The 23,809-nt window shown below is 48.5% G+C and carries 22 protein-coding genes; 16 read left to right on the top strand and 6 right to left on the bottom strand.

Annotated elements, in window-relative coordinates; translation table 11 throughout:
* Positions 1 to 2: 2 nt before the first annotated feature.
* The gene (dnaN, locus tag BUB86_RS08100) at positions 3 to 1,127 is read right to left on the bottom strand and encodes a DNA polymerase III subunit beta (RefSeq protein ID WP_073208157.1); all 1,125 of its coding nucleotides are present in this window, start codon (positions 1,125 to 1,127) and stop codon (positions 3 to 5) included.
* A 177-nt stretch (positions 1,128 to 1,304) separates the two neighbouring features.
* Here dnaN and BUB86_RS08095 point away from each other — a divergent pair, with 177 nt between their 5' ends.
* Positions 1,305 to 1,691, top strand: coding sequence for a DUF3127 domain-containing protein (locus BUB86_RS08095; protein WP_073208153.1), 387 nt, complete (start codon positions 1,305 to 1,307; stop codon positions 1,689 to 1,691).
* A 120-nt stretch (positions 1,692 to 1,811) separates the two neighbouring features.
* Here BUB86_RS08095 and BUB86_RS08090 read toward each other — a convergent pair whose 3' ends face one another.
* Complete coding sequence (locus BUB86_RS08090; protein ID WP_262503385.1) at positions 1,812 to 2,525, bottom strand: tRNA1(Val) (adenine(37)-N6)-methyltransferase; 714 nt, start codon at positions 2,523 to 2,525, stop codon at positions 1,812 to 1,814.
* A gap of 98 nt (positions 2,526 to 2,623) precedes the next feature.
* Between BUB86_RS08090 and lon the strand changes: the two genes are divergently transcribed.
* The 8 genes from lon to BUB86_RS08050 all read left to right on the top strand — a co-directional run bounded on the left by lon (position 2,624) and on the right by BUB86_RS08050 (position 14,544).
* Positions 2,624 to 5,086: an endopeptidase La gene (gene lon / locus BUB86_RS08085; RefSeq protein ID WP_073208147.1), complete on the top strand. Its 2,463-nt coding sequence runs from the start codon at positions 2,624 to 2,626 to the stop codon at positions 5,084 to 5,086.
* On the top strand, positions 5,086 to 6,228 hold the full coding sequence (gene tgt / locus BUB86_RS08080) for a tRNA guanosine(34) transglycosylase Tgt (protein WP_073208143.1): 1,143 nt from the start codon (positions 5,086 to 5,088) through the stop codon (positions 6,226 to 6,228). The genes lon and tgt overlap by 1 nt, the downstream gene beginning before the upstream one ends.
* On the top strand, positions 6,225 to 7,382 hold the full coding sequence (locus BUB86_RS08075; RefSeq protein ID WP_073208140.1) for an LptF/LptG family permease: 1,158 nt from the start codon (positions 6,225 to 6,227) through the stop codon (positions 7,380 to 7,382). Before tgt ends, BUB86_RS08075 begins: the two co-directional genes overlap by 4 nt.
* Positions 7,383 to 7,405: 23 nt before the next feature.
* Positions 7,406 to 8,644: a DEAD/DEAH box helicase gene (locus BUB86_RS08070; RefSeq protein ID WP_081373163.1), complete on the top strand. Its 1,239-nt coding sequence runs from the start codon at positions 7,406 to 7,408 to the stop codon at positions 8,642 to 8,644.
* A 12-nt stretch (positions 8,645 to 8,656) separates the two neighbouring features.
* A complete protein-coding gene (gene ispE, locus BUB86_RS08065; RefSeq protein ID WP_073208137.1) occupies positions 8,657 to 9,490 on the top strand; it encodes a 4-(cytidine 5'-diphospho)-2-C-methyl-D-erythritol kinase in 834 nt (277 codons plus the stop codon).
* A gap of 9 nt (positions 9,491 to 9,499) precedes the next feature.
* Entirely contained in the window at positions 9,500 to 10,540 is a 1,041-nt protein-coding gene (galE, locus tag BUB86_RS08060) for a UDP-glucose 4-epimerase GalE (RefSeq protein ID WP_073208134.1), read from the top strand.
* 163 nt (positions 10,541 to 10,703) lie between these two features.
* A complete protein-coding gene (locus tag BUB86_RS08055) occupies positions 10,704 to 12,650 on the top strand; it encodes a PAS domain-containing sensor histidine kinase (protein WP_081373162.1) in 1,947 nt (648 codons plus the stop codon).
* A complete protein-coding gene (locus BUB86_RS08050) occupies positions 12,634 to 14,544 on the top strand; it encodes a PAS domain-containing sensor histidine kinase (protein WP_073208129.1) in 1,911 nt (636 codons plus the stop codon). The genes BUB86_RS08055 and BUB86_RS08050 overlap by 17 nt, the downstream gene beginning before the upstream one ends.
* 7 nt (positions 14,545 to 14,551) lie before the next feature.
* Here the strand turns inward: BUB86_RS08050 and BUB86_RS17615 are convergent, their stop codons facing one another.
* The 3 genes from BUB86_RS17615 to BUB86_RS17200 all read right to left on the bottom strand — a co-directional run bounded on the left by BUB86_RS17615 (position 14,552) and on the right by BUB86_RS17200 (position 16,795).
* Positions 14,552 to 14,713 carry a hypothetical protein gene (locus BUB86_RS17615; RefSeq protein WP_175549447.1) on the bottom strand — a complete coding sequence of 54 codons (162 nt, stop codon included), beginning with the start codon at positions 14,711 to 14,713 and terminating at the stop codon, positions 14,552 to 14,554.
* Positions 14,714 to 14,843: 130 nt separating this feature from the next.
* Positions 14,844 to 16,622: an SLC13 family permease gene (locus BUB86_RS08045; protein ID WP_081373161.1), complete on the bottom strand. Its 1,779-nt coding sequence runs from the start codon at positions 16,620 to 16,622 to the stop codon at positions 14,844 to 14,846.
* 41 nt (positions 16,623 to 16,663) lie between these two features.
* Positions 16,664 to 16,795, bottom strand: a complete 132-nt coding sequence (locus tag BUB86_RS17200) for a class IIb bacteriocin, lactobin A/cerein 7B family (protein ID WP_139261522.1) — start codon at positions 16,793 to 16,795, stop codon at positions 16,664 to 16,666.
* A gap of 365 nt (positions 16,796 to 17,160) precedes the next feature.
* Here BUB86_RS17200 and BUB86_RS17610 point away from each other — a divergent pair, with 365 nt between their 5' ends.
* The 7 genes from BUB86_RS17610 to BUB86_RS08020 all read left to right on the top strand — a co-directional run bounded on the left by BUB86_RS17610 (position 17,161) and on the right by BUB86_RS08020 (position 23,299).
* Positions 17,161 to 17,304, top strand: a complete 144-nt coding sequence (locus BUB86_RS17610; RefSeq protein WP_175549446.1) for a hypothetical protein — start codon at positions 17,161 to 17,163, stop codon at positions 17,302 to 17,304.
* A gap of 38 nt (positions 17,305 to 17,342) precedes the next feature.
* Positions 17,343 to 18,419, top strand: coding sequence for a hypothetical protein (locus BUB86_RS08040; protein WP_073208121.1), 1,077 nt, complete (start codon positions 17,343 to 17,345; stop codon positions 18,417 to 18,419).
* 274 nt (positions 18,420 to 18,693) lie between these two features.
* On the top strand, positions 18,694 to 19,101 hold the full coding sequence (locus BUB86_RS08035) for a HEPN domain-containing protein (protein WP_073208118.1): 408 nt from the start codon (positions 18,694 to 18,696) through the stop codon (positions 19,099 to 19,101).
* Entirely contained in the window at positions 19,065 to 19,379 is a 315-nt protein-coding gene (locus BUB86_RS08030) for a nucleotidyltransferase family protein (protein WP_073208114.1), read from the top strand. The genes BUB86_RS08035 and BUB86_RS08030 overlap by 37 nt, the downstream gene beginning before the upstream one ends.
* A gap of 112 nt (positions 19,380 to 19,491) precedes the next feature.
* The gene (locus BUB86_RS17605) at positions 19,492 to 19,650 is read left to right on the top strand and encodes a hypothetical protein (protein WP_175549445.1); all 159 of its coding nucleotides are present in this window, start codon (positions 19,492 to 19,494) and stop codon (positions 19,648 to 19,650) included.
* Between the two features lie 300 nt (positions 19,651 to 19,950).
* The gene (locus tag BUB86_RS08025; protein ID WP_410543934.1) at positions 19,951 to 22,545 is read left to right on the top strand and encodes a family 78 glycoside hydrolase catalytic domain; all 2,595 of its coding nucleotides are present in this window, start codon (positions 19,951 to 19,953) and stop codon (positions 22,543 to 22,545) included.
* 112 nt (positions 22,546 to 22,657) lie between these two features.
* Positions 22,658 to 23,299, top strand: coding sequence for an AAA family ATPase (locus tag BUB86_RS08020; RefSeq protein WP_073208110.1), 642 nt, complete (start codon positions 22,658 to 22,660; stop codon positions 23,297 to 23,299).
* Positions 23,300 to 23,581: 282 nt separating this feature from the next.
* Here the strand turns inward: BUB86_RS08020 and BUB86_RS08015 are convergent.
* The coding region (locus BUB86_RS08015) for a transposase (RefSeq protein ID WP_139261521.1) at positions 23,582 to 23,809 on the bottom strand (228 nt) is incomplete at its 5' end.

The raw sequence follows: 23,809 nt of genomic DNA, 5'->3' as shown, positions 1-23,809 counted from the left end.
GTTTAGTTATTAATCAGCATTGGCATCATCAGCATCACAACCTCCTGATTCTCTGGTTGCTCGTTTGGCAGTACAAGTCCTGCACGACTTGCATCAGCCAGCTGAATAAGAACATCTGGGCAGTCGATATTGCTCAAAACCTCGATAAACGCATTACCTTTGAAACCGATGCTCATAGGTATTCCATTATAATCGCAGGTCATGCGCTCGGTAGCAGTCTTTGAGAAGTCGAAGTCTTCTGCATCGAGCTGCAGTGTAGAGCCTTCAACGTGGAATCTTACCAAATTGCTCGAATCGTTAGCAAATGGCTGTACACGACGCAGAGCTGCCAGCAGACCAAGACGGTCTACACGAACCTCGTTAGGGTTATTCTGTGGGATTACAGAGTTATAGTTAGGGTAGCGACCCTCAATCAGACGACACTGAAGCACACCGTCTCCATAGTTAACCTCCGCATTACGTTCGTCAAAACGGATGGTTACATCACCGCCGTCTTTTCCAAGCAGATTCTTCAGCAGGTTAGCTGGTTTCTTTGGAAGGATAAATGCTGATGGCTCTTCGCTCTTAATGGTAAACACTTTATTACGAACCAACTTATGACCATCCGATGCTACTACAGCCAGATGATCGGCAGTCAGGTCGAAGTAGATACCATTCATTACTGGGCGCAGTTCATCCTGAGCTGTTGCGAAAATGCTACGATTAATATTCTCAGCAAGGATTGCATTTGGCAAAGTAATAATTTTAGCAAAATCGCTAACTGTCTGTGCTACAGGATATTCATCAGCATTATCAATTGGTAGCGAGAACAAACCGTTCTGGTAGCTAATCTTAACGAGAGACTGCTCCAGGTTCACATCGAATGTGATTGGCTGCTCGGAGATACCTTTGATAGCCTCAAGCATATCGTGGTTACCGATAGCAAAACGAACGCTGCCGTCACTTTCTGTCAGTTCGAGCTGAGTCTTCATAACATTCTCTGAATCCGACGCAGTCAGAAACAAAGTATTGTTGTCAATCTCGAATAAAAAGTCGCCCAGAATCGGGAGTGCATTCTTACTGTTAATAACTCTCGAAAGAGCGGTGAGCTTAGAGCTCAATGCTGTACTTGATAATGTAAAACGCATAGTTTATAGTTATTTTATTATTCTACATATTATATTATTGAGTACAAAATTACAAAAAAACGTTGTAATGAGCAAAAAAAAAAGGAGAAATTTTCTCTATTCAAACTATTTTTAGTAATTTCGCGCAGTGAAAACGAGAATTTCAACAAATAAAAACAAATAAAAACAATAAAAGTAATGGAATTAACAGGTAAAATTATCGCCGTTATGGCAGCTCAAAGTGGCGTTTCAGCCCGCACAGGCAATTCATGGATGTCTCAGGAATATGTAATCGAAGTACCTGGCCAATATCCACGCAAATGCGTTTTCCGTCTGTTTGGTGAGGACAAAATCAAGCAGTTCAATATTCAGCAGGGCGAAGATCTTACTATCCAGTTTGATATCGATGCTCATGAGTATAACGGACGTTGGTTCAACGAGATTCGTGCATGGAATGTTCTTCGCGGTCAGCAGCCTGCAGTAGCTCCTCAGAGTTCTGTAGCAGCTCCATCTGCAGCAACGTCACCATTCCCACCAGCACAGGAGCCTGCTGGCGAAGGATCATCTGACGATCTGCCATTCTAAAACAGTGCGATTTGATTAAAGATAGTCCGTTTCGGCGGACTATTCTTTTAAAAAATGAATTGGCATTATGATAAATAGGATATATAAGGTAGTATTTGTTAGTACTACTCTCATTGTAAATTATTTAAGATAGAATTCTTTTGTTAATTCGAAATACCATTCGCTGCGCTGATTATGAACTTCTTCTAGAATGACTTCTTTAAAATCCAAATCCTCAGTTCTGACCTTTCTCAGTTCTATAAGTTGTCGTTTAGGAAGTTTATTGGGTGTTGTTTTTATCATACAGATTCTGCTGATTAAAAATCCGGCAAATGCGGCTGCAGATTCTATAGCGTCGTTATTCTCTGTTGGAACAACGATTGAGAATACACCATCATTTTTTAATAATTTATATGCAGTTCCCATCAACTGCTCGTACGTCAGACTTACTGTATGTCTGGCTAACGTTCTTTGGTCTTTGGGACAAATCAACGAATCAACGAAATAAGGCGGATTACATACAATGGCATCGAATTCTTCTTTGTCCTCAATTTTTGTAGCATCACCATGAATAATTGTAATTCTGTCACTAAATGGCGATGCGCCAACATTCTCCTGAGCCTGCATGGCTGCATCCTTATCAATATCAATACCCACAACAGATGCTTCAGGATAACGTTGCGCCATCATCAGCGCCAGCAGCCCAGTACCGGTGCCTATATCCAATATTCTGCATGGTCTTTCAGGTGCATTTGCCCATGCTCCTAACAGCGTTCCGTCTGTACCTACTTTCATGGCACAGCGCTCTTGATTGATCGTGAATTGTTTGAATTGAAAGCTATTTTTTCCCATAATCGCAGCAAAGATACTAATTATTTGTAAATTATCAGCCTATCATTCTTAATTCTTAATTATTATTAGTAACTTTGCAGCCCAAATTAATAGTTTGAATAATGAGTAATCAGAATAACAATTCAGCATTCCAGATGATTGCTGACATCGAAGGAGATTTAAGTGATTTTTTGAATGTTAAAACTCCCGAACAAGTACCAGTGTTAGCTTTACGCAATATGGTCTTGTTTCCTGGCGTGGTAACACCAATCCTAATTGGCCGTATTTCAAGCAAGAAACTAGTAGAAAAAGCTGAACGTAAAGGCAATATTATCGGCGTTGTTTCCCAGCGTGACCCTGAGGTCGACTATCCCAGCATGTCCGATCTGTATCGTGTTGGTGTATATGCCAAAGTCATGAAGATTCTTACGTTGCCCAATGGAAACATTACTGCTATTGTACAGGGATTTGGCCGTATGAAGCTCGAGGAAATCGAATCTTTCGAGCCTTATCTTAAAGGTCGAACCTCCCCTATTGAGGAGATTGAACCCGAACAGAAAGACCGAGAGTTTAATACTGCATTAGCAGATTTACGCGACTTAGTATACGATTACATATCGGTAACCGAAGAGATTCCCGATGAGGCCAGCTTTGCCATCAAGAACATCTCTAATCCGATTATGATGCTCAATTTCGTGTGTACCACCATGCCTTTCAGTCATAAGGAGAAGCAGAAGATGCTCGAGGCCGAAACAGTGAAGGAGCGCCTGTTCATGACTATGAAGGTATTGAACCGAGAGATTAATCTGCAGAAATTGAAGGTCCAGATTCGCAATAAGACCCGTGAGGACATCGACGAGCAGCAGCGCAATTACTTCCTGCAGCAACAGATCAAGAACATGCAGGCTGAGATGGGCAACGGCGAATCGATCGAGAAGAGCGAACTTCTTCGTAAGGCCATGAAGAAAAACTGGTCGTACGAGATGAATCGTTTCTTCCGCAAAGAATGTGATAAGCTCGACAACTTAAATCCCCAGAGTCCTGAGTACAATGTACAGCTCACATATCTGCAGACGTTGGTAAATCTGCCATGGGGCCAATATACCCACGACGATTTGAATCTGAAACGTGCCCAGAAGATTCTCGACAAAGATCACTATGGCATGGAGAAGGTCAAGGAGCGTATTCTTGAGTATATGGCCGTGCTTGGTCTGCGTGGCGATCTCAAGTCGCCTATCCTTTGTCTTTATGGCCCTCCAGGAGTTGGTAAGACTTCGCTCGGCAAGTCTATTGCTGCAGCCATGAAGCGTAATTATGTCCGTGTGTCACTTGGTGGACTTCACGACGAGGCCGAGATTCGTGGTCACCGTCGTACCTATATCGGCGCTATGCCAGGCCGAATCATTAAGAGCATCCAGAAAGCAGGTTCCAGCAACCCAGTATTCATTCTCGACGAGATCGACAAGGTTACACAGAATACACATAACGGCGACCCTGCATCAGCACTGCTCGAGGTGCTCGATCCTGAGCAGAACAATGCTTTCCACGACAACTATCTCGATGTAGATTACGACCTGTCTAAGGTGCTGTTTATTGCTACCGCCAATAACCTCAGCACTATCCCTAGCCCCCTACTCGACCGTATGGAGATTATCGACGTAAGTGGTTATATTACAGAGGAAAAGATTGAAATATCAAAGCGTCACTTGATTCCACGTGAGCTCGAGAATACAGGTCTTAACAAGCCTGGTATGAAGCCCACATTCAATAAGGCTGCCATTGAGATGATTATTGAGCGCTATACCCGTGAGAGCGGTGTTCGTCAGCTCGAAAAGCAGATCAACAAAGCTCTTCGTAAGATTGCGTTCAACCGCCAGTTGGACGAGGCCAAAGCCTACAAGAAGATTACCCCGAGCGAGATTGAGGACCTGCTTGGCAAGCCACCTTTTTATCGCGACATCTATCAGGGCAACTCTTATGCTGGTGTTGTTACTGGTCTTGCGTGGACTTCTGTGGGCGGTGAGATTCTCTTCATCGAGACATCACTTTCTAAGGGCAAGGGCGCTAAGCTCACACTCACCGGTAACCTGGGCGATGTAATGAAAGAGTCGGCCATCCTTGCACTCGAGTATGTCAAGGCCCATGCCGAGACGCTTAACATCGACTATCGCATCTTCGATCACTGGAACATTCATATCCACGTGCCCGAGGGTGCCACACCAAAGGATGGTCCTTCGGCAGGTATCACCATCGCCACCAGTATCGCCTCTGCCCTCACCCAGCGCAAGGTTCGCAAGAACACCGCTATGACCGGCGAGATCACTCTGCGTGGAAAGGTGCTGCCCGTAGGCGGTATCAAGGAGAAGATTCTTGCAGCCAAGCGTGCAGGCATCACCGATATTGTGATGTGTCAGGAGAATGAGAAAGACATCCTCGAGATTCCCGATATTTACCTCAATGGTGTCACATTCCATTATGTAGAGAATGTGCAGGATGTATGGAATTATGCCCTTACCGATGAGATTGTAGAGAATCCTCTTGATTTCACTATTCCCGAAGAAACTGAAGACGAAAAGAAGAAGTAATGACATTCGAAGTACAACATACTGATGCAGCCAGCGACGCCCGTGCCGGATTGATAACCACCGACCACGGCCAGATACAGACACCTATCTTCATGCCTGTAGGCACTGTAGGTAGTGTAAAGGGTGTACATTTCAGCGAACTGCGCGAGCAGGTCAAGGCTCAGATTATTCTGGGCAACACCTATCATCTCTATCTCCGCCCAGGTCTCGACATCCTGCGCCAGGCAGGCGGACTGCACAAGTTCAACACTTGGGATCGCCCCATCCTTACCGATTCGGGCGGTTTCCAGGTATTCTCGCTCACCGGCATCCGTAAGCTCCGTGAGGAAGGTTGCGAGTTCCAGAGTCATATCGATGGTTCGCGCCACATCTTTACACCAGAGAATGTGATGGATACCGAGCGTGTCATCGGAGCCGATATCATGATGGCGTTCGACGAGTGCCCTCCAGGCCAGAGCGACTACAAGTATGCCGAAAACAGTTTGCGCCTCACCCAGCGTTGGCTGGAGCGCTGTGTCAAGCGATTCAACGAGACCGAGCCTCTCTACGGCTATAACCAGACGCTGTTCCCCATTGTTCAAGGCTGTACCTATAAGGACCTGCGCCAGGATGCTGCCAAGCACGTGTGCGACGTTCTGGGCAAGCTTAACGATGGCGGTGGTGCCTCTATCGGCGGTCTGGCCGTAGGCGAACCTACCGAGGTGATGTACGAGATGATCGAGGTGGTTAACGAGATCCTGCCTAAGGACCGTCCCCGTTACTTGATGGGCGTAGGCACACCTCAAAACATCCTCGAGGCCATTGAGCGTGGTGTCGACATGTTCGACTGCGTCATGCCAACGCGTAACGGCCGTAACGCCATGCTCTTCACTTACGAGGGCACCATGAACATGCGTAACAAGAAGTGGGAGAACGACTTCTCGCCTATCGATCCTGATGGCTGCGATATCGACCGCATCCACTCCAAGGCCTACCTGCACCATCTGTTCAAGGCACAGGAGCTGCTGGCCATGCAGATAGCATCGATTCATAATCTGGCATTCTACCTCCGACTGGTAGGCGATGCCCGACAGCATATCATCGCTGGCGATTTCGTTCAGTGGAAACGTAGTGTAATTGACCAATTAGGCAGAAGACGATGAAAGTAGCTAAATACTTACGATGGCTGAAATACCTGCGCTATCTGAACTATATCAATCCGTTCAGATACGTGTCTCGTCTTGACCGCTATCTGATAGCCAAGTTCATCGGAACCTACATCTTTGCAATCGTTCTGATTATTTCTATTTCGATTGTATTCGATATCAACGAGAATCTGGCCAAGTTCTCTACTAACGGTGCACCGCTCAAGGCTATTGTATTCGATTACTACGCCAACTTCGTGCCCTACTTTGCCAACCTCTTCTCGCCACTGTTCGTATTTATTGCCGTCATCTTCTTTACATCCAACTTGGCGGGCAATTCCGAGATTATAGCCATGCTGGCAGCAGGTGTCAGCTTTAAGCGTCTGTTGCGCCCCTATATGATTTCGGCAGCACTTATTGCTGCAGCCAATTTCTATCTGGGCGGATTTGTGATTCCAAAGGGCAATCAGGTCAAAATGGAGTTCGAGTCGAAGTATAAGAACAACAAGAAGACAGTCTCTGCCACCAATGTGCAGCTCATGGTGGCACCAGGTGTTATTGCCTATCTGCAGCAGTACGACGCCCAGACTCAGACCGGCTATGGCTTCTCGCTCGATAAATTCGAGAACAAGAAGCTTGTTAGCCACATGACGGCCTCAGTCATCCGCTACGATTCTATCAGCGATTCGCGCTATCACTGGAAGGCACAGAATTACAAGATACGTACCCTGAAAGGTCTGCGCGAGGAGATCCAGTCGGGTGCAGTCATCGATACCCTTGTACAGATGGAGCCTATGGACCTGATCTATTCCGACGGTCAGTCTGAGACGCTCACATCTAGCGAGCTTCACCGCTATATATCCAAGCAGATAGACCGCGGTTCAACCAATGTTGTGCAGTACGAAGTAGAGTATCACAAGCGAATAGCCACCTCATTTGCTTCGTTCATCCTTACTATCATCGGTGTTTCTCTCTCCAGCCGCAAGCGTAAGGGCGGCATGGGTCTTTATCTTGGCATCGGTCTGGCGCTCTCGTTCAGCTACATCTTGTTGCAGACCATCAGCTCCACCTTTGCCGTCAATGCCGATACACCAGCCCTGTTGGCTGCGTGGATACCTAACATATTATATTTATTTATAGCTTATTTGTGTTACAGACAAGCCCCCAACTAATTGATAGTTGATAATTGACAGTTATGACATTCGAAGAAACATATTTGAACGATAATATTCTCGATGCGCTTTACGACATGCACTTCGAAGATATGACGCCCATCCAGGAGCGTTGCATTCCTGAGATTCTGGACGGCTACGATGTGCTGGGTATCGCCCAGACGGGAACAGGAAAGACCGCAGCCTACCTGCTGCCTATTCTTTCACAACTCGACGATGGCGACTATCCCAAGGATGCCATCAACTGCGTCATCATGTCGCCTACGCGCGAACTCGCACAGCAGATTGACCAAGCCATGCAGGGCTTTGGCTACTATCTCGACGATGTGAGCAGCGTAGCCGTTTATGGCGGCAACGATGGCAACCGCTACGACCAGGAGCTGCGCTCTATGCGTATGGGTGCCGATGTGCTCATTGCCACACCGGGCCGATTGCTCAGTCACCTTAAGGTGGGCAACCTCGACCTCTCGCAATGCAGCTTCTTTGTGCTCGACGAGGCCGACCGCATGCTCGACATGGGATTCGTCGACGACATCATGAAGATAGTACAGCAGCTGCCCAAGAACTGCCAGCGCATCATGTTCTCGGCCACCATGCCTAAAAAGATACGCGAGCTTGCCGTACAGCTGCTCCATCATCCTGTAGAAGTGCAGATAGCCGTATCGCGCCCAGCTGAGAAAATTCACCAGATGGCCTACGTGTGCTATGAGCCTCAGAAGCTCAAGATTATCCAGCACATCTTCAAGAATGGCAACCTGCAGCGCGTCATCATCTTCTCGGGCAAGAAGGAGCGCGTAAAAGAGGTTACCCGCAAACTCAAGTCCATGCACATCAACTGCGACCAGATGCACTCCGACCTCTCGCAGTCCGAGCGCGACGAAGCCATGTATCGCTTCAAGGCTGGACAGACCGATGTACTGGTAGCCACCGACATTGTGGCCCGAGGCATTGATATAGACGATATCCGTCTGGTCATCAACTACGATGTGCCAGCCGACAGCGAGGACTACGTACACCGCATCGGCCGTACAGCCCGTGCCGATCGCGACGGCGAGGCCATCACCTTCGTCAGCGATACCGACATCTATCGTTTCCAGGGCATCGAGCACTTTCTGGGCAAGGAAGTTGAGAAGATAGCTCTGCCCGAAGGCCTCGGCGAAGCCCCCGAATACAAGAAACGTGAAAAGAAGCCTACCAGCCGTCGTAACGGACGTTGGCACTCTAAAGGCCACGGTCACGGAAAGAAGAAAATTGTCAAATAGTAAAATAAGTCCATGCTAACAAAGCCAATAGCAAAGATCAATCTCGGTCTAAACGTCGTAGAGAAACGTCCTGACGGTTACCATAACCTCGAGACGGTTTTCTATCCCGTGCCCATCACCGATGCGCTCGAGGTGTATGCTATGGACCCTGAGTTCCCATCAGCTGTGGATTGCGACCTCAAGGTTTCCAACATCCATATCGATGGCGACGAACAGCGCAACCTGGTGGTGCGTGCCTACAACCTGTTGAAGGCCGACTTCCCCACCCTGCCTCGCATCCATGCCCACCTCTTTAAGGGCATACCCACACAAGCCGGTATGGGCGGCGGCAGCAGCGATTGCGGTTTTATGATTACCCTGCTCAACCAGATGTTCCAGTTGGGACTTACCGATCAGCAGATGATCGACTATGCCGCTCGTCTGGGAGCCGACTGCGCTTTCTTCATCCTCAACCGCCCTTGTTATGCCGAGGGCATTGGCGAGAAGCTGCAGCCCATCGATCTCGACCTCTCAGGATGGTATCTCTCTCTGGTACGCCCCGATATCCCCGTGCCCACTCGCGAGGCCTTTGCGCTCATCAAGCCCCAGCGCCCTGAGGTGTGCTGCCGCGACGTAGTGAAACTGCCCGTAGAGCAGTGGGCCGATAAGCTTACCAACGATTTCGAGTACAGCGTCTTCTCTGCTCATCCCGAGCTGGGCGCCGTCAAGGATCGCCTCTATCAGCAGGGTGCCACTTATGCGGCTATGTCGGGCTCTGGCTCTACCCTCTTCGCACTCTCACGCCAGCCACTCTGTCTGGATGAGTTTAATCAGGAAGGAACATTCAAATCAACTATTTTAATATAATAAAGCATTATGAAACAAACTATCCTTGTTACTGGTGGAACCGGTTTTATCGGCAGTCACACCACCGTAGAACTGCAGGAAGCAGGCTACGAAGTTGTCATCATCGACAATCTGTCAAACTCTAATGCCAATGTTGTCGACGGTATCGAGAAGATCACTGGTCAGCGCCCTGCCTTCGAGAAGGTAGACTGCTGCGACTTCGATGCTCTCGAGGGTGTGTTCAAGAAGTACCCTAACATCGAGGGTATCATCCACTTTGCAGCATCTAAGGCTGTAGGCGAGAGCGTTGAGAAGCCTTTGCTCTATTATCGCAACAACCTCACATCGCTTGTCAACCTGCTCGAGCTCATGCCTAAGTACAATGTCAAGGGTATCATCTTCTCAAGCAGCTGCACCGTTTACGGCCAGCCAGCCCCTGAGAATCTGCCTGTAACCGAGAATGCTCCTATCCAGAAGGCTATGAGCCCTTACGGCAACACCAAGCAGATTAACGAGGAGATCATCCAGGATTACATCCACAGCGGCGCTCCTATCAAGAGCATCATCCTGCGTTACTTCAACCCCATTGGTGCTCACCCATCAGCACTCATCGGCGAGCTGCCTAACGGTGTGCCCATGAACCTCATTCCTTTCGTTACCCAGACAGCTATGGGCATTCGCGAGCAGCTCAAGATCTTCGGTAACGATTATAACACCCCCGACAAGACCTGTATCCGCGACTACATCTATGTAGTTGATCTGGCCAAGGCCCATGTGAAGGCTATGGAGCGCGTGCTCGATAAGCCAGAGTGCGAGGCTGTCGAGGTATTCAACATCGGTACCGGTAAGGGTCTGTCAACCCTCGAGGTTGTTGAGGGCTTCGAGAAGGCTACCGGCGTCAAGGTTAACTGGACCTACGCTCCACGTCGCGAGGGCGATATCGAGCAGGTATGGGGCAATGTAGATAAGGCCAACAAGGTACTTGGCTGGAAGGCCGAAACCCCAACCGAAGAGATTCTGCGCACCGCATGGCGCTGGCAGCAGAAACTGCGCGAAGAGGGCATTCAGTAATTAGATTTTTCCAAATTTATTCTTTCATACTGTGGGGGCTTGTATGTAAAAATGCAGGTCTCCACGCCTTTTATGTGAAAAAATAGACAAAAATCTTGCTATTTCTGAATTATTTAGTTATATTTGCAGCGCAATACTACTAATTTGAAGCATAATTAGGTCTATGGGAGAAGAAATGGACACCATGAAACAGAAGGCACGTTTAGCGCTGATACTAAAAACCAGTAAATTACGTCTCTGGTTTTTCCACCCCGCTACGCGCCATTATTTTTATCTCTCAGATACGGGCGAATATGAGCGTGAATACAATCCAGCTGAGTTTGCTCAGTTCTTTCATCGCGACGATCTCGATCTGATGCGCAAGATTATCTTCGACGTCTGCGAAGGTAAACAGGAAAAGGGCAAGGTGATGATACGCAATCGTGCCGACAATGATGCCGATTGCAGATACTATAATATGTCTATCTCTGTGGCCCATCGCGATGCCAACGGCGAGCCTTCGCTGATCATGACCATCCAGCATGATATAACCGAAGAGCGCCGCCGTCAGGATAAAGTCAACGAGATGCTTATCCGCTACCAGACCATCTTCAACTCGTCGCTGCTCGACATGCTGTACTACGACAAGGACGGTGTGCTACGCGACATCAACGAGCGCGCCTGTACGTCGTTCAACGTTCCCAGCCGCGACATGGCGCTCGATGGCAGTTTTCTGCTCAAGAATAACCCCTTCTACAGCCAGATAGCCATCGACAAGATGGAGAACTCTAACACCGGCAGCATTATCGATTTCGCCAAGTTCCAGAGTCCTGAGTACCGTGTGGATGAGCTGCAGCTGAAGGGCAAGATGTATTACGAGTCGACCATTAATCCCATACGCAAGGACGATGGCGAGCTCGAAGGTATCTATATGGCGGGCCATAACATCACCGAGATGGTAGAGTCGTTCCATCGCCTGCAGGAAGGTGTGCGCAATTTGCAGCAAGGCACCGAACATATCAGGCAGTATATTGCCAATATCGACTACGCCCTCAGTGTGAGCAGTGTACAGTTGGTGAACTACTACCCTCATTCTTACACCTTCGAGATTATCAACCGCAGCAACAACAGCAAGCTCCACATGTCGCAGCTGCGCTGCATACGCTTGGCCACTATGCGTTTCCGCCGTACCGTCAACAGTCTGCTCAACCGTATGGACCACTTGACGAAGCGTGGTATCACACAGGCCATCGAGATTGAGATACGCGATAAGAAGGGCCGCCAGATATGGCTGCTGTTCCACATGGTGCCCATGCTCAATGCCAATGGAGAGGTAGAACGCTATTTCGGCATGTTCCGTGATATTACCGATATGGTAGAAACCGAGCAGCAACTTGCCGTAGAGACCAAGAAGGCGCAGGATACCGAGCTGGTTAAGCAGGCCTTCTTGACCAATATGAGCTACGAGATACGTACGCCGCTTAATAACATCGTAGGATATGCCGGACTCTTCACTACCGAACACGATGAGGCCGACGAACCCTTCTTCCTCGAGCAGATCAAACAGAGCACCGGCGAGTTGCTGCTTTTGGTTAACGATGTGCTGTATATCTCTCGCCTTGAGGCAAATATGGAAGAATACGCCTACGAGAAGACCGACTTTGCTGCAATCTTCGAGAGTATTTGCCGCAGTGCCCTTTCGTCTGTCAACGCTCAGGTTTCGGCCGAGGTGATTCAGCCCTATACATGCCTTGAAGTCGAAATAGACCGCGCCCACCTGCAGATGATTATCGAACGTCTGTGCAAGCTGTCGTGCATGTTAACCACCAGTGGTTCTATCATCACCAGCTACGAGTATCACGGCGGCGAGCTCACCTTCCATCTCGAAGACACCGGTACTGGCATTCCTCCCGAAGTCCTGCCTCATATCTTCGATCGTTTTGCGCGTAACAACCAGGGCCTCATGGTGGGTTCAGGCCTCGATCTGCCTATCACACAGATGCTGACAAAGCAGATGGGCGGCACTATCGACATTCAGTCTAATTTCAGAAAAGGTACCAGCATCTGGGTTTCAATACCTTGCACAGCTTATACTATCGACAAGAAAAGAGATAATGATGGAAGACAATAAGATATTCGACGAGCAGCAGGTCATGCAGATGGCCCTCGACATCAGTGGTAGCCACGTTATGTGCCTCGACTTGGTGCACGACCGCGTGTACGACATTCATGGTGAGGCTATGTTCAAAACCAATGTAGGCCTCGAGGAGTGCTTCACCTATGTACATCCCGACGACCTCGACGCATTCCGCCAGTTGTTTCAGCGCCTTATCAATGGCACTGCGAAGGAAGACGAGTGCCGTTTCCGCTGGAACTTCAATAGGGATGGCGACACCCCCGACTGGCACGATATGTACGGTTATGCCATAGCCGAATACGAAGATGGCAAGCCCATCAACATCTTCTCTACGCTGACCGACGAGACCGAGACCATTCGCAAGGAGAACAGAATCAAGAGGATATCCGAGCGTTACCACAGCATATTCGAGAACTCTGTTATCGGCCAGTCGTTCTATACACCCGACGGATGGCTTGTAGATGCCAACCGCATCATGCGCAAGATATGTAACTTTGATAGCGACAATAACGATGAGTTCTTCTCAAAGATCAATCTTTTCGATATATCGCCGTTCAACGAGGTGCTTAATCGCTACCACCCCGAAGATTACTGGGCATGCTCGCTCAGCATTATTCCCGAGCGCAACATGCACGTCTATCTCGAAATCAGCGTTCACCCTATCTACAATGCCGACGGCAAGCTGCTGTATATCTCGGTTACAGCCAGCGATGTGACCGAAGAGCGCAACATGTATCTCAGTGTGCGGCAGAACGATGTAGATATGCAGCGCATCAGCAATGCCATCAGAACCTACGAATACGAACTGGGCATTCTGATGCAGTTCTGCCAGATGCAGGCCTTCCGCATCAGTCTCGACCGCGATGTGATTGAATTCTACAGCGGCCTTAACACCGTGGTGCGCTCGTTTAATCTTAAGCAGATGCAGAAGATCTTTGTTGACCAGGAGAACGAGTTCGTGAAGTCGCTTGGGCTTTCTACGCTCAGCCAGACGCTTAGCCATCCTATTGTGTATGTGGGTCAGATGCATCCGGTAGTAACCCAGAGCACCACCGAATTGCAGTGGGTGCATATCAACTGCATCCCCGAGTTCGACGACGAGGGCCGCCTGTTGGGCGCCTTTGGTGTATGGCGCAACATCAACGATGTGATGCATAAGCAAGACCTGCTGCGCCGCGAAACCCAGCGAGCTCAGGAGTCGGGCCAGCTTAAGACTCTGTTCCTGGCCAATATGACCCACGAGATACGCACCCCCATCAATGCCATCGTGGGCTTTGCCGAGCTGCTCTCATCGCTTCCGCCTTCCGACGACCGCAACGAAGTCATCAAGATTATCAAGAACAACTGCGACATGCTGTTACGTCTGGTCGACGATATCCTCACGGCATCATCGCTCGAGAGTGGCAGCATGAAAATCAAACCTGTTGATGTCGACTTCTCTCGCACCTTCAACGAGCTGTTCGAGTCGCTTCGCCCCCGTGTGCAGGAGATAGGCGTCGAGTTTATCAGCGACAACCCCTACCCCTCGTTCCCCATCAATGTCGATGCCGACCGCGTATCGCAGGTCATCATCAACTTTGTTACCAATGCCGTTAAGTACACCACTCAGGGCCACATCAAGCTGGGTTATCGTAGCGAGGCCCGCACAGTCGACGGGCAGCAACATGATGGTCTTTACGTTTACTGCGAGGATACCGGCTCAGGCATCCCTGTTGAGGCCCAGGACAAGATTTTTGAGCGTTTCTTCAAGGTCAACGACTTTGTTCAGGGCACAGGTCTCGGTCTGTCTATCTGCAAGGCCTTTGCCGACGCCAGTCATGGCGACATAGGTTTGATTTCCGATGGCGAAGGCCACGGCTCCACCTTCTGGCTCTGGATTCCCCTATAGATAACGTTCAAGTTGTTTGAAAAAATGACCGCCTCTCTCTATAGTGAGCACCTGGGTCCAAACCTTCTTCATCTTCTTGTCCAGTATTTCTATTTCTTCCGCCAGTTACATCATCGAGCTGTTGTTCGTTGAGTTGCTCTTCCTGCTTTTTGATTTTGTTTTCTGCCATAGTGGTATAAGTTTAAAATATTATTGTTCTGTTTGATTTCTGCGGCAAAGATAAGAAATAATCCGTAATCGGCAAAGCAAAAAAACAAGTTTTGTAAAATTGGCACAACATTTCGGTAACGTCACTTGTTTTATATACCATAAATAAGACAGATGACGATGATGGAAATTGCCAGATAGGCCAGCTTCACGGGGAGTCCGATGCGCAGGTAGTCCGTGGCGCTGTAACCGCCCGGACCGTAGACCAGCAGGTTGAGGGGTGTGCTGATGGGAGTCAGGAAGGCTGCATTCACCGCCAGCAAGAGTGCGAGGGAAAACGGAAGTGGGTCGCAGCCCATGTTCACAGCAGCTTCATAGATGATGGGAAACATCAAGGCGATGGTTGCCGAATTGGAAATGAACTCAGTGACGATTGCTGCCAACAGACAAAGAGCAATCATCACCAGGAGAGGCTGGCCGCCGCACAAATGAAGGACACCCGTCGCCATCTGATCGGCCAGACCTGTCTTCAGAAGGGCCGTACCCAATGCAATACCTCCTCCCAGGGATATCAGGATGTTCCATTTGATGGCGTTCATGGCCTGCGTTGGCGTACAGCACCCAAACACCAGCATGGCACCGGCGGCGAGGAAGGCACTCTGCAACAGCGACATGATGCCGGTAGTGGCCAAAAGTACCATGCTGATCATAATGACCGTCGAGACCAGCGGTTTCAGACCAGTCACAGGAATTTCAGGAGAATCAAAGAACTCCAGCTGTAATTTCATAGCTTCCGTATTGATCTTCTGGTGTGACTGATGGACAAAGAGCAGTGAGTCGCCGGCATGCAGGACGACATCGCGTGGAGGCACCTTGATGCGTTCACCCCGTCGCGATACGGCAACCAGCGTTATCTCATGGTCTCGTTCGAAAGTAGTATCTCCCATTCGGGTGTCTATCAGGTTGCTGCCGAAACAGATGTATGCCGTCTTGAAACACTGTTTGCCACCTGGCTCTTTGACGCTGAATACGGTATGGTCGGGAATGACAAACTGAAAGGTCTTAGTCAGTTCCAGCAGTTGGTCAATCTGACCCGAGAAGATGAGGCGGTCGCTTCCCAGCAGGGGCTCCTCTTCGCGCACCGGCAACACCAGCCGGTCGTTGTCGAAGTGAATCAGTTCCATGAGGCTGCCGGCAGGCACATGGTTCAGCCCCAGTTCGCCGACGGTCTGGCCAATATGACGATTGTTCGATGGGACCAGCATTTCCAAGGTGTACTCGCCGGTATTCTCAAAAGCCGACTCCGGGTTGTTGGTGTCGGGCAAGAGCCTGCGGAAGATGATGATGACCGACATGGCAACAGCCAAACAGACCAACGCTGGTAGCGTGGATGTAAAGATGCTCAGGGGCTGACCGGACTTGTATTCGTACATGTGGCTCAGCAATAAGGCCGTCGGCGTGGCAATAGCGGCCATAGGGCCGCCCATTCCAGCAGCATAACTCAATGGAATCAACAATTTGGAGGGTTGGATGCCCAATTTCCTGGACCACAGTTTGACAACTCCTACAAAGAGCGCCACGACGGAAGTGTTGTTCACAAATGAACTCAGCAGCGCCACGGGCACCATCAGGCGCAGCAGGGCATGGACCTCTCCCTTGGGCTGTCCAAGCACATGTTTCGATATCCACTGAAGAACACCTGTGAAGGACAGTCCTGTGACGACAACGAACATGACACCCACAATGATGACCGTCGAACTGACAAGGCCGGAAAAGGCTTCAGTGGTGTCCAGCACACCTGTCACGAATAAGATGCCGATGGCACCAAGAAAGACTACGTCAGACCTGAGCCGCGTAAACAATAGCGCTGCCATCACCGCAACGAGCGTCACGATGGTAATCCACGCGTCAATGCCTAAGACTATGAGCATCTTTCTTATTCTTCATGAATCAGGTGTACTCCTCTGTGAGTTCACGGAAACATCAATATAGCAGTGGTAGATTTCAATATATCTTCGATAGTAACATCACCGCCGTTTACCTGCTCCAACTCTTCCTCTGTCAACTCCTGAGCCTTCTGGCTGTTCATTTCATTCTGCTTCATAATCGTATAAATTTTAGTTAAACTTACTGGTGCAAAGATACGACAAATTTCTGAAATGAGCAAATATAAACGCACCAATTTTTCGTAAAGTTAACCAACCAGTTTTATTTTTCTCTTTTTTAATATTCTGCTTATCGAAAATTGTAACTACTATATTTGTAACTACAGCATGTTTTTCTAATCTGTAGTATTAATGTCGCCAATACACGTGCACGATAACAACAAAACCACAAAGTTAACGTTTCTTAAAAATGGGGGGGGGTAGTTAAAATAAACTAACAGTTTTATCAGTTAAATATATATCTTTGTAGTCAAATTTTGATATAACGAAACAATAGTAATAAACAATTTAATTCTATTAGCTTATGACAACAAAGAAAAAGTATGAGAAGCCCTCGATGCAGGTCTTCGAGTTGAAACAACAGCAGCAACTGCTGGCTGGCAGTAACGGCGGGCTGAAAGGCCAGAATTATGAAAAAAGCAACTACGACCCGTTCGAAGATGAATAAGCAATCACAGTGTAGAACAATTTAAAAACGTAAAGACAATGAAGACAACGAAATTATTCTTTATGGCTGCACTGGCTCTGATGACTGCCGCTTGCAGCAACGACGACAACGACTTCGAGAACCCCGCCCAGCAGCCCGCCGAGGCTCAGGGCATCCCCTTCACCGCCACCATCAGCATGGGCGGAGATAAAGCCACTACCCGCGCACTCAGCGACAACGGCTCAGGTCTCACGGCCACATGGATTGTGGACGAAGAGGTAGCATTGATTCATAACGGCATAATCGACAAGGTGACGGTCGCCAGCGTCAGCGGTAACGATGCTACCATCTCCGGTACTATCACGACTGATGCCGACGGTGCGGACGTGACGGTTATCTTTCCTTACAGTGCTGTCGACCTCGATACGAAGGATGTGAAGGCCGACCTGCTGTACGCTCAGAGCGGCGGTACATTGGATGACGTTGCTGCGAAATATGACGTGCGTAAAGGTAATGGTACGCTGAAGGTCAGTGGCACGGCTTCACTTAACGATGACGTGACGCTCACCAACCAGTTCGCCATCTTCAAGTTCACCGTCAAGAATGCCGACGGCTCGGCTACCATCGATGTCAAACCTTTTATCGTTTCCATTGATACGTACGACTACATCGTTACACCAGCGACTGCAACAAACGAGCTTTTCGTTGCCCTTCCCGCCATCAGCGGCAAGGAAGTCAAATTCACCGCTTTTGGTGCCGGAAGCAACATCTATATTAAATCCAAGACTGGCATTTCGTTCACGGCAGGTTCTTACTATCAATCTGTAGTGAAGCTGAACGCATCGTCGCTCAAGGCATTGATTATTCCAAAAGGTACGTCCCCATTAAAAGGTGCCAAGCTCTTGTTCTACCAAACTGGCGATACCTATCAGCAAGCCGCTGACCATATCGAAAACAAGAATGGCGAATTTGGTTGGAGCACATGGGCAGGTTGGGGTGAATCAACCATGTACTATAGAGAGAATGGCGGAGCGCAGGGTGATTTGTCCATAGACGGCAATCAGCAGTTTGGCGAAGATGGTCTCAATAACACCATCGATCCTACCCTGAATTTCTATTTCGTCGGAACATATTAGAAGACAAAAGCCGCTCAGACGAAGCTCCTCTCGGCTCTCGAATCGGCGGTTCTAGAAAGATTGCGAAGGTCTTTGATCTTTATTAAAGTGCGATCAAGACGATCACAGAGTCAAGCGCTCCTGATCATATCACACATAACAACTATAACGCAAACGCCTCGCATCGGAAGAATGATGCGAGGCATTTTTTCTTGAAAAACACTTGCAAGTTTCAAAAGATTGTTGTAACTTTGCAGCAGAATATATTAAATATAAGGTACAACATTTACCCAAAATGACAAGAGACGAACAAGTGCAGTACTGGCTCGACATAGCCAATTACGACCTCGACACAGCCGAGGCCATGCACCAAACGGGCCGCTGGCTCTATGTCGCTTTCATGTGCCACCAGGTTATAGAGAAAACCCTCAAGGCATATTGGTGTGCCACACAGCCCACAGACCCACCTTACACGCACAGTCACCAGCGACTGGCCACAGGATGCGGATTATACGACCTGATGAACGATGATCAGCGCGACTTCCTTGACACCATCACAAACTACAACATCGAGGCACGCTACCCCGAAGACAAAGAGGAACTCGCCCGCACGCTCACACCGCAGACCTGTCGACATATCATAGATGAAACCAAACAGATGCAACAATGGATAGAAGAACACTTACCCGCGACGAGGCCCTAGAGCTCGTACGTAAATACAAGCGAGTAATAAGCGCCCGCTTCGATGTGGAGCCGAAGGTAATGATGTTCGGTTCCTACAGTAAGGGATATGCCAACCCTGACAGCGATATCGACGTGGCTGTAATCGTACCCACTTATGGTGACAGCAAATTCGAAATATCCAAGAAACTATGGCGTGATGTCCGTGAGGTCAGCTTCCTCATCGAGCCAGTGCTCATGGCTGAAGACCGCCAGTCGCCACTCTACCACGACGTAATGCGAACAGGTGTGGCAGTGTAATAATAAATGCCTCGCATCGGAATATGGTGCGAGGCATTTTTCTTGCAAAACACTTGCAAGTTTCAAAAGATTGTTGTAACTTTGCACCCGAAATATTTAGATAAGTAAGATTATGGCAAAACCGATTGAACCTACACCAGTATTGAAAGGCGACGATGCTTACGAGTTCGTAGCTGAGATGGAAAAGCAGAAAAAAGCTTCTGCCGAAGAGAAAGCGCGTGTTGCTAAGGGGGCGGCTTTCATCAGATCATTGCTTACTTTTTCTTTCTAACCAGTAAGCAAAGGTAATGAAGATTGTACGTTTAACTCAGGAACACGTTTTTAACACAAAAGGGACGGTTCTTTTTGTGCACTCGGCCACAATCCCTAGCAAAACTACAAAATCATGACCGCATGTCCTAAACTTATACGATGTTTAACATCGGACATTTAGAACATAATCTATAATCTGGTGCAAAGGTAAGAGAATAGAGTCAAATCTGTCCAAAACGAAAAATATTCCGCCAAAAGCGCTGATTTTCTCAGATTTTTGTTGTACCTTTGCCATGTCATTAATGATTTATTAAAAAGGATGATGAGAAGATTCAAATTCTGGCTAATTGCAGGTCTGCTGACTATATCTGGCATTACCTGTGGACAAACAAACAACGTAGGACAGAAAGTGACTGCACTAGACACCCAATCATGGGATTGTTCGGAATGGATATCTGCAGCAGATGCTCCAGTTGCCAAGGGGCGTGCAGGCCAGATTCGACGTGCGGCTGACGGAGCAAATTGGTTCGTGACCAACATCAGGAATGAACAAACTGTGACTTCTGCCAAATGGATGACAGCCGGACTGGGAGTGTATGAACTCTACCTGAACGGTCAGCCTGTAGGACAGGAAATACTTAAGCCAGGCTTTACCCATTATGCCAAGACCAAGCGAAGCTTTACCTACGACATTACCGATGCCTTCACCAAAGAGAAAGGAAAAAAGAATACACTGTCGGCACAGGTAACGCCAGGCTGGTGGGCCGACAAAATCGTCACTCCCGGAGATATGGAAGGAATGCAAGGAAAGAAATGCGCTTTCCGCTGTGTTCTGGAACTGACTTTCGCCGATGGAACGAAAAAAAACTATGGCACCAACTGTGAGACATGGAAAGCTGGCATCGCAGGACCAGTGAAGCATGCAGGCATTTTCGACGGTGAGGAATACGATGCCCGTGTACAGCCAGGCTATGACACACCCGAGAAACTTTCAAAGCCTGAGATAAACAGGGAATTTAATGGTGAGATACTGCCTTCTGAAGGAGCTGAAGTTTATCTGCGCAAAGACCTAACTCTCCACCCCGTCAAGTCCTACATCTGGGAAGGGGTGACAGGAGCCAGGCAGGCAGAGAAGAAACAAGACATAGAGCATGGCACAGTGATCATCAAGCAACAATATGCCAGCGGTCAGGCCATCACACTGAAGAAAGGTGAGTCCCTTGTCGTGGACTTTGGGCAAAACTGCTCCGGAGTGCCCTATTTTGTGTTCAAAGCCAAATCAGGAACCGTGCTCAGTTGCTTGCCAGGCGAGATTCTCAATGATGGAAACGGAGCAGAGCGCAGGGGCATGGACGGTCCTGAAGGCAGTGTTCACCGCCGTAATCTCCGTTTTCAAGAGAGCTGCATGAGGATGGACTATACCTTTAGCGGCAAGCCCGATTTTGAAACCTACTATCCACACTGCACCTTCTTCGGCTATCGATTCATTTCTGTTACAGCTACTGACGATGTAACTTTCAAGACTATCGAGTCGATTCCTATCACATCTATTGCCCAGTCGATGGAAACAGGCAAGATCACAACAGGCCACGAACTTATCAACAAGCTCATATCCAATACTATCTGGGGACAGCGCTCCAACTATCTCTCCGTACCGACAGACTGTCCACAGCGCGACGAGCGTCTCGGATGGATGGCCGACACACAGGTTTTTGCAGAGACTGGCACTTTCTTCGCAAATACAGACCGTTTCTTCCATAAGTGGATGCGAGACGTGCGTGACTCCCAAGGCGAGACGGGAGCATTTCCTGGCGTGTCACCCGCAGCCCAATATGGTGCAGAACTGATGCGCCTGGGTTGGGCTGATGCTGGTATTATCGTGCCTTGGACTATCTGGAAACAGTTCGACGACCCGACTATCATTGATGAGAATTGGGAGGCCATGAACCGTTTCATGCAGCACGTCAACGAGACCAAGTACGACCACATGACACTCATCAAGGAGAATGACCACTACCAGTGGGCAGACTGGCTGAGCTACGAGCCATTGGAGACTTGTTCGAATCTGGCCTTTGACGACAACGGGAAACGCAAGCCTGATGCCGTTACTTACTGGAACTACCTCAGTGCCTGCTACTGGCAAATCGATGCAGAAATGATGCGCGACATGGCAAAGGCAACAGGGCGAGACGGCTCGAAATACCAGGAAATGGCTGAAACAGCCAAAGCCTACCTAAAGGACAACTTCCTCAACAGCGACGGCACCTTCAAGACCCCCATTCTAAACACCATGCAGACCCCAGCTCTCTTCGCACTGAAGAACGGTCTTGTGGAGGGTGTAGCCAAAGAGAACATGGCAGTCCGACTGCGCCAGAACTTCGCATCCCATGACAACTGTCTGCAGACAGGCTTCCTGGGCACCTCCATCCTGATGCAAACACTCACCGACAATGGCATGGCAGACATCGCCTACGAACTGCTATTCCAGAGGAAGAACCCAAGTTGGATATACTCTATCGACAATGGTGCCACCACCATCTGGGAGCGCTGGAACAGCTATATGAAAGACAAAGGTCTGGGCCCCAACGGCATGAACAGTTTCAACCATTATGCATACGGTTGTGTTTGTCAGTGGCTCTGGGAGACTGTTGCGGGTATTTCCGCTGATATTTCCAAACCTGGTTTCAAACATATCATCATGAAGCCACTCCCCGACAGGCGGTTAGGTTTCATCCAGGCAGAATATCCCTCAGCTGCCGGAACAATTAAGAGTTGTTGGAAATACCAAGGCGATCTATGGATATGGGAGTTCACCATTCCAGAGGGTTGCACAGCCTCCGTTACCATGCCAGGCGAGAGTGAATCCAAGATATTCACAGCAGGAACCCACCACATTTCCAAGAAAATGCAATAGCCTATATGTCATTGATGATTTTGCTTGTCTTGATTTGCAGCACTAAGGTAAGTGAAAAATCTGACATGGTATAAAGAAAGTTTAATTAAAGTGCTGCGGAATTTGGGTACTTATGAATAAGAATGAGCAATTTGTCATTACGATTAATCGTGAGTTAGGCAGTGGCGGTCGCACCGTTGGCGAGATCTTAGCCAAGAAACTGGGCGTTAGCTTCTACGACAAGGCCCTGATAAAGGCATTGAAAGAGAAGTATAACCTCACAGCCGATGAAATAGAGAAGCTGAAGGGCCGCAAGACCAGATGGTGGGAAGACTTCAAGCGCGTAGCTGATATCGGTAATGGATTGGTCGATAGCAGATTCTGTATTGCAAAATACGGTAAGGAGCCCAATGTGCTGACCACTGAAAACGTGTTTAAGGCAGAGACCGAGATCCTGCATGAGATTGCAGCTGAAGAGTCGTGTGTTATTGCAGGCCGTTGCGGATTCTTTCTGTTCCGCAACCATCCTAACCATTTGAGCGTCCTCATTCAGGCACCGCTATCTTTCCGTGTGGCACGTGTCGTCGCCAAACAGCATATCTCAGAGGAAGAGGCCCGTAAGATCATCGAGAAGGTGGATAAGATGCGCGAGAACTATGTGAAGCGCTTCACAGGTACCACGCGCTACGACACCCGTAACTACGACCTCGTCTTCAATGCCGCAGGCAAGACCGAAGAACAGATCGCCGATCTGATCCTGTCATATGTGGAGTAACGCTTAAAAACGCATAAGATGTTTTAGACGTTTCAAAGAAGAATCCTCGGCCATCGGTCGAGGATTCTCTGTCAACCATAACGATGATATTTTGGGTGCAAAGATACGAAGAAAAAACGTAAAACGCGATATTTTACATAAAAACATAGCATAAGAATACGATATTTTACGGTAGTGTAAGTTGAACTGTGTCAAGGCCATTTCCCTTATTATATTAACCTCAGATGGGGGACACGATTTTTAATCGTGTTTTCCAGATGAGGAGCCTTTCTAGCTGCAAAGTTACATAATTTCATACCTATCTCCAAATTTTATCGCTATTTGTTGTGAAATAAGTGCCCAGTTCGCCAGGGGCATAGTCCACTTCTCGCTAATGTTACGGTAAGCCAGGTAGACGAGTTTCTCCAAGGCTGTATCAGACGGGAATACGCCCTTGTTCTTCGTAACCTTGCGTATCTGACGGTGATAGCCTTCGACTGTATTGGTCGTGTAAATGAGACGACGAATCTC

Source organism: Xylanibacter ruminicola (genome assembly GCF_900142525.1).
Classification (GTDB): Bacteria; Bacteroidota; Bacteroidia; order Bacteroidales; family Bacteroidaceae; genus Prevotella; species Prevotella ruminicola_A.
This window is presented reverse-complemented; position numbering and strand designations above follow the sequence as displayed.